At 43.0% G+C, this 4,426-nt stretch carries 4 protein-coding genes; all 4 read left to right on the forward strand.

All coding sequences use genetic code 11. The features are described 5' to 3' along the window. On the forward strand, window positions 1-290 hold a 290-nt coding region (locus HMPREF1865_RS09670), incomplete at its 5' end, for a hypothetical protein (RefSeq protein ID WP_230949623.1). Further along, on the forward strand, window positions 245-658 hold the full coding sequence (locus HMPREF1865_RS09255) for an S-layer homology domain-containing protein (protein WP_060919905.1): 414 nt from the start codon (window positions 245-247) through the stop codon (window positions 656-658). The genes HMPREF1865_RS09670 and HMPREF1865_RS09255, both read left to right, overlap by 46 nt. 209 nt (window positions 659-867) lie before the next feature. Beyond that, window positions 868-1,392: a hypothetical protein gene (locus HMPREF1865_RS09260; protein WP_230949624.1), complete on the forward strand. Its 525-nt coding sequence runs from the start codon at window positions 868-870 to the stop codon at window positions 1,390-1,392. Between the two features lie 255 nt (window positions 1,393-1,647). Next, on the forward strand, window positions 1,648-4,426 hold a 2,779-nt coding region (locus HMPREF1865_RS09265; RefSeq protein ID WP_269145147.1), incomplete at its 3' end, for an ESPR-type extended signal peptide-containing protein.

The following is a 4,426-nucleotide window of genomic DNA, read 5'->3' on the forward strand; positions in this document are numbered from 1 at the left end:
GTGCTGATGCAAATAAATTGTCTGATGACAATATCGGTGTTGTATCCGATGGTGCTAACAACTTGAAAGTTCGTCTTGCTAAGGACTTGAAAGGTTTGAACAGTGTAACTACCGGTAATACTGTTATGAACAGTGATGGCTTGACTATCAATGGCGGTACTAAGATTGTTAAGGACGGTATCGATGCCGGCGTTAGCTTGAAACTTGGTCAAGGCAATCACGTATCTACTTCCAGAGTAGAGCTATGGAGAAAGAACTTAAGGATCTTCGTGCAGAACTTGAAAATATGAAGGGCGCACTCATAAAAGTTTCCGAAGGTAAACAGCTTAACTCCTTGGATTTGGATAAGATGCAACTCTTCCCAGATGTGCCTGAAAACCACTGGGCATATGACTATGTGGCAACATTGGCAGGTAATGGCATCATCGTTGGCTACCCAGACGGTAAGTTTGGCGGAGACCGCATGATGACTCGTTATGAAATGGCTGCTTTGATTTATAGAGCTATTCAAAACGGTGCTGTTGCCGATGAACAAATGGCTAGAGCTCTTAAAGAGTTCCAACCAGAACTTGAACGTATCAGAGTGGATACTATTTCTAAACATAAAGATGGTACTCCTGATATTCAACGTGTTCGCGTTATCAAAGGTCGCAGTTAATCGAAGCGAAAGACTTTCATATGAAAAAATTGTGTTCTCTTGTGATTGGAATGTTATCAATACTATTGCTGTCGGGGCCTATGGCCTCGGCGGCAAATGGTATTACCGTAAGAGGTCAGTTTGAAGGGGCCTATGCGGAAAATATATATCGTTTTGTCACTCCCGAAGGACAAGAAATTCCTGCCATGATGGAAAATGGAGGCAAGATAATGAGTTACACGCCTTTTCAGGCGTCAGGTTATATAGCCCATAATCAGGCTCAACAATCTATACTGATTATTCAAAAAGTGGCTTATGAAGATCGCCTTCCAAATCAACCCATGGTGAGCTACAGAAAAGATGTTGAAGATTCTTCTTCAAAGATAATGACACGGAAACCTCCTAAGGTTGAGATAACTCGTGATGCAGGCTATTTTCAAGGTCATGTAAAGAGCGATCTTAACAATTGGTATCAAGTCAATCCTGGCGCTTTACGCATAGATCAGCTAGATGGTTATCAAGTTGCGTGGAATTTATCCGGGATTCCAATGAGGACTAAAATCTGTACCGTTGGTAGAATTATATCCTCTGCGGAAGGCGGACTCATGAATTTCCGTACGGCTCAAGGGACTACTATTCTTGTAGATCTCAATGGTGCAGTTGTTCCTATGGGACAACGGGTAACCATTTTGGGAATTATCTCCTCTCCGTCGGTATTGATGATTCAGTTCGTACACAGCATTGGCAGCGAATAAGATAAAGAATCTTTTTAATATTAGAACCAAAATAAACTTTTCGCCGGAAAGATTGTTTATCAATACGATGCTTTGTAATGGGGCTGACGGTTAATGACTGGATGTCAACATATCATTTACAATCTATAATTTCATAAAATCTTTAAAAAAGACTTTGAGTTATGTCTCCTTGAATGTATAATAGTAATATTGAGGAGACATAGCTCATTTTGTTTTTTTAGGGAGTGTGTTTTTCAATCCAAAGGGAGGATAATTATGAATCACATTTATAAAGTAATTTGGAGTCGAGTGAAGCATTGCTACGTAGTGGTTTCCGAAATCGCTACTAATGGTGGAAAAAGCAGAACCATTTTTGAAAAGAAAAATGCATCATTCGGTGCACTTTTATGCGCTTTTGCCTTGGCAGGATGTTTAGTGCCGAGTGTGGTGGAAGCATCATTTAATGCGGGGATTGGATCTTCTGTATTCCATCAAAACAGTATTGCTGTAGGGGATACTGCTAAGACTACACAAGAATATACGGTGGCTCTCGGTAGCAGAACACAGGCAACTGATATATATGCTATCGCTATCGGTGACCAAGCAAAAGCTACAGGTCAAGGGGCGACGGCTATAGGTTCTTTATCTCTATCTACGGCACTACATTCTCTTGCTGTTGGTGATCAAGCTCATGCTACGGGTCAAGACAGTTCGGCATATGGTCTTAAATCTCAAGCTACCGGATTGGCCAGTGTAGCAGTGGGAGCCGATGCTAAGGCAAACAGTCAAAATGCAATCGCCATGGGTAACACATCTACTGTAACAGGATTAAATGCTATAGGAATTGGTTCCTTAGCAAATGCGGCAGGTACTCAAACGGTCGTAGTAGGACGTCAGGCCCATTCCGATGTAAACTCTGAAAACAGTGTTGCTATAGGTCAAGGCGCTCATGCAGGGGGACAAAAAAGAGCAAACGATCCTTATTCTGCAAGCACTATTGCTATTGGTAATGTAGCACATGCAATGGAAAATGGCGATATTACTATTGGTCGTCAAGCTACAAGCTCGGTATCCAAATACCATAATCAAGAAGGATCTGGTGCAGTTGTCATGGGGGCGGAAGCTCATTCTTACGGCTCTCGTGGTGATGTGGTTATTGGTTCCGGAGCGGAAGCCAGCATCATTAGAAAGAGCGTTACCAATCCTGATGATCATCCTGAATACTCTCAAGGCACGGCTATCGGTAGTATGGCAAAGGTGTATGGCACTCAATCTATAGGTATCGGTGGAGATGTAAGAGCTATTGGTCATTCCTCTATTGCCATCGGTGGGGATGATATTGAAACGGCGAAGCCTGATTTGAATACAGTAGTGCCTGATATGGCGGTTGCTGGTACACAAAAAAACTTTAATCGTGAACTGGCCGCTCTATACCCTGGAACTACATTGGGATCTGGTGCACTTAATGATAGTAAAAAGTATGTAAATACCGCTTCTATCGGTCATGGCAGTATGGCTATCGGTATGATGACGCAGTCTCTTGGTACGGGTTCCACGGCAATCGGTGTTAACTCATTGACAAAAGGCGTTGCCAGTACAGGTATCGGTGTCATGGCACGAAGCTGGGGTAAAAATTCTCTTGCCGTAGGTAGCCAGGTAGGTGCGTATGGTGATAAAGCCATATCCATTGGTGATACGAATACAGTCGGTTTCGATATGACCGATGGCGCTACATCCGGTACTAAATCTGCTGCTCTCGGTGTAGAAAATAAAGTGTATGGAAGCAATTCCTATGCTATTGGTGATGGTAATACGATTGGTTCCGCGACTATTACGGAAACCACAGAAACTAATGGCGATAAGATTAAAAAGGTTACTGCCGGTACGGTTAAAGGTAATACGGCAGGCGCTTTCGGTAATAAGAATACCATCACAACGGATAATGCGTATGCGGTAGGTAATAATTCCACAGCTTCTGCTGATGGGGCCATGATTCTAGGGAGCACTGCATCCGTAACAGGAAAGAATGGTGTAGCTCTCGGTAACAATACAAAAGTAGCAAATGAAAATGCCGTAGCTATCGGTAATGGTTCTGAAACAGCGGCAGCAGTGGCGACACAATCCGCAACGATTAATGGAGAAGCTCATAATTTCGCCGGTGTAAATCCGACTTCCACGGTGAGTGTAGGCAAGGCGGGTGCAGAACGGACCATCACTAATGTGGCGGCCGGTCGTATTTCTGCTACATCGACTGATGCTATTAATGGTAGCCAATTATATGCGATGACTACGGAAATAGATAAGGGCGTAGTTTATGCAGGTGATGTAAAAGCTGCTGCGGCTCCAGATAATAAGTTCACCCAAAAACTAGGTGCTCAAACTAATATTGTCGGTGGCGTGACCGATGAGTCTAAATTGAGTGATAACAACATCGGTGTGGTATCTAACGGCACGGATACGTTGAATGTCAAATTAGCTAAAGATCTAAATGTAGACAGCGTAACAACAGGTACTACGGTAATCAATAATAATGGATTGACCGTTGGTGGAAAGAGCTTTATTACTCCGAATGGTATCAATGCCAATAATGCGTCTATTACGAATGTTGCCGACGGCAACGTAGCCCCTAACTCTAAAGATGCTGTCAACGGCGGTCAATTGAATGAAGTAAAAGAATTAGCCGGCAAACATACTATTGTGAAAGTAGATGGACAAGAAAACAGAACTGACGGTAACTTGCTTATCGCTAAGACTGACAATAATGGTCAAGCTACTTATGATTTGAAGTTAAATGATAATCTAGCAATCGGTAAGGAAGGTCCAACAGGTAAAGATGGTTCCATCGGAGTCAAGGGTAAAGATGGTTCTGCTGTTGCTATCAACGGTAAAGACGGTTCCATCGATCTTAACGGTGCAAATGGTGCAAACGGTCTTACTATGAAGAGCGGTGATGCGAAACCGGCTGTAGATGGTACCGGTATTACTCGTCTCGTTCTTGAAGAAAACGGAGTGAAACACAACGTAGCAACCTTGGATGATGGTTTGCAATTCACAG

This window comes from Veillonella parvula, assembly GCF_001553335.1.
Taxonomy (GTDB): Bacteria; Bacillota; Negativicutes; order Veillonellales; family Veillonellaceae; genus Veillonella; species Veillonella parvula_S.

Excerpts from the sequence above, each read along its gene's own strand:
- HMPREF1865_RS09255 (WP_060919905.1), top strand. The coding sequence starts at position 245 with ATGGAGAAAGAACTTAAGGATCTTCGTGCAGAACTTGAAAATATGAAG.
- HMPREF1865_RS09260 (WP_230949624.1), top strand. The coding sequence starts at position 868 with ATGAGTTACACGCCTTTTCAGGCGTCAGGTTATATAGCCCATAATCAG.